The organism is Rhodococcus chondri (assembly GCF_036327435.1).
Classification (GTDB): domain Bacteria; phylum Actinomycetota; class Actinomycetes; order Mycobacteriales; family Mycobacteriaceae; genus Rhodococcus; species Rhodococcus chondri.
In genome coordinates this window covers 1-2,405 of sequence record NZ_JAUZMZ010000325.1, presented here as the reverse complement: position 1 = coordinate 2,405, position 2,405 = coordinate 1, and the positions used below count along the sequence as shown (strand labels likewise).

The following is a 2,405-nucleotide window of genomic DNA, read 5'->3' as shown; positions in this document are numbered from 1 at the left end:
ACACGACGGTGTACGACAACAGCGCCGGGGACGTCACCCGGATCGCGGCGCGCTACGTCGACGGCGAGCTGACCGGCGCGCCGTCCTGGCCGGCGTGGGCTCCGGTGGAGCTGACCGGCTGAGCCGACCCGGTGCTTCCGCGGCCGCGCCGGGTCGCGTCCGCGTTCGCGCTCAGTGCCGCACCCGGGTGCCCAGTCCCGGGCCGCCGCGCCCGCGCCGGAGGGTGGCGTCGCTGTCCTGCAGCCGCGCCCGCAGCACGGCCGCAATGGTTTCCGCGGCCGGCGCGGCCACCATCTCGTGGTGCTCGCAGTCGAGCCGGTACTGGTGGATCTCCCCGTCGACGAGGTCGTGCCAGGCGGTGACCGCCGGTGTCGAGATCGCCGACCGCACCGCGGTGAAGAACAGCACGTCGCCGGCGAACGTGTCCGGGGTGTACCGCCGGACCGCGCGGGTGGCCGCGGCCGACCCGGCGTGCAGCCGTTCGAGGTGCCGCGGGGTCAACCCGGTCGCCGCACCGAACGCGTCCTCGAGCAGGCCGAGGGCATCCTCGTAACTCGGGTCCGGCCCGCCGTTGGTCGCGACCCCGAGATCGCGGAGCATGTCCTTGACCGCGAGCGGCGCCGTCCCGCCGGGCACGCCGAGGTGGCTGTCGATCAGGGCGAGGGTGTCCACGACCGCGCCGCCGCGCTGCAGTTCGACCGCGACGGCGTGCGCGACCACCCCGCCGAGCGACCAGCCGAGCAGGTGGTACGGGCCGTCCGGTTGCACGCGGCGGATCTCCTCCGCGTAGCGGCGGGCCAGCCGCGGGACCGAGTCGATCACCTCGCCGGTGCTCAGCGCCGGCAGTTGCAGGCCGTAGACGGCGCGGTCGCCGTCGAGCCGCTGGGTCAGCCCGGTGTAGGCCCACGCCAATCCGGCGGCCGGATGCACGCAGAACAGTGCCGGTCCGGTGCCGGGGCGCAGCGGCACGAGCACCCGCAGCGCGTCGTCGATGCTGTCCTGCTCCCCCGGCGCGGACAGCTGCGCCGCCAGGTCGGCGACGGTCGGGTGGACGAACAGCGTCTGCAGCGCCACCCGCCGTCCCAGCCGCTGCCCCAGGTCGGGGACGAGGCGGGTCGCGAGCAGCGAGGTGCCGCCCAGGTCGAAGAAGTTGTCGTCCACCGACACGGCGGTCACGCCGAGGTGGGTGGCGAAGGTGTCGGCGACGACGCGTTCGAGATCGGTGCGCGGGGCGCGGCCGCTGCCGGTGCGGGCGGCGAAGTCCGGTGCCGGGAGCGCGGCCCGGTCGAGTTTGCCGGCGGCGGTGAGCGGGATCGCGTCGAGCACCGTGATCACGGCGGGCACCATGTGGGCGGGCAGCTGCGCGGCCACCTGCTGGGCGAGCCGCTCGGGTCGGGGTGCGGCACCGGTCGCGGCGCGCACGTACGACACCAGCACGGTTTCCCCGGACGGGGCGGTGTGCGCGAGGGTGTGGGCGAACACCACCTCGTCGTGGGCGGTCAGGGCGGCGTCGATCTCGGCGGGTTCGATGCGGAATCCGCGCACCTTGATCTGGAAGTCGGAGCGGCCGACGTACTCGAGTCGGTGCCCACCGGTCCAGCGCACCACGTCCCCGGTGCGGTACATGCGCTCCCCCGGCGCGCCGTGCGGGTCGGCGACGAACCGGGCGGCGGTCAGGTCCGGGCGCGCGTGGTAGCCGCGCGCCAGCCCGGGTCCGGCCACATACAACTCGCCCGGCACCCCGACCGGGACGGGCCGCAGCCGGTGGTCGAGGACGAGCGCCCGGAAACCGCGGGAGGGCCGGCCGATGGTGACCGGCTGCCCCGGCACCAGCGGTGCGCTCAGCGAGGTCATGATGGTGGCCTCGGTCGGCCCGTACGCGTCGATCATGCGGTGCCCGCCGGCCCAGCGTGCCACCAGTTCCGGGGGGCACGCTTCCCCGGCCACGAGCAGTACCTGCAGGTCCGGCACGTCGGTGGGGTCGAGGGAAGCGAGCGCGGTCGGGGTGATGAACGAGTGGGGTGACCCGGTGACCGCGCAGCAGGTCGGCCAGGTCGGCGCCGCCGTAGACGTCGGGCGGGACCACGACGAGGGTGGCCCCGGCCGACAGGGCCATCATCTGTTCGAAGATCGACGCGTCGAAGCTCGGGGACGCGAGGTGCGAGACCCGGCTGGTGGGCTGTACCTGTAGGTGCTCGCGTTCCTCGGCGGCCAGGTCGGCCAGTCCTCGGTGGGTGACGGTGACGCCCTTGGGGCGGCCGGTGGAGCCGGAGGTGTAGATCAGATACGCGGGATGCTCGGGGCGCAGCGCGGCGGGCCGGTCGGGGTCGGTGACCGGGGTGGTCGGGCGGGCGGCGAGGTCGGTGCGCACCGCCTCGGAGGCGAGGACGAGCCACGACACCCGA

Annotated in this window: 1 pseudogene; it reads right to left on the bottom strand. The window is 74.9% G+C overall.

Going from position 1 to position 2,405, the window contains the following annotated elements:
- Positions 1-171 precede the first annotated feature (171 nt).
- A pseudogene (locus tag Q8814_RS25740) lies at positions 172-2,405 on the bottom strand (AMP-binding protein); the annotation flags it as partial.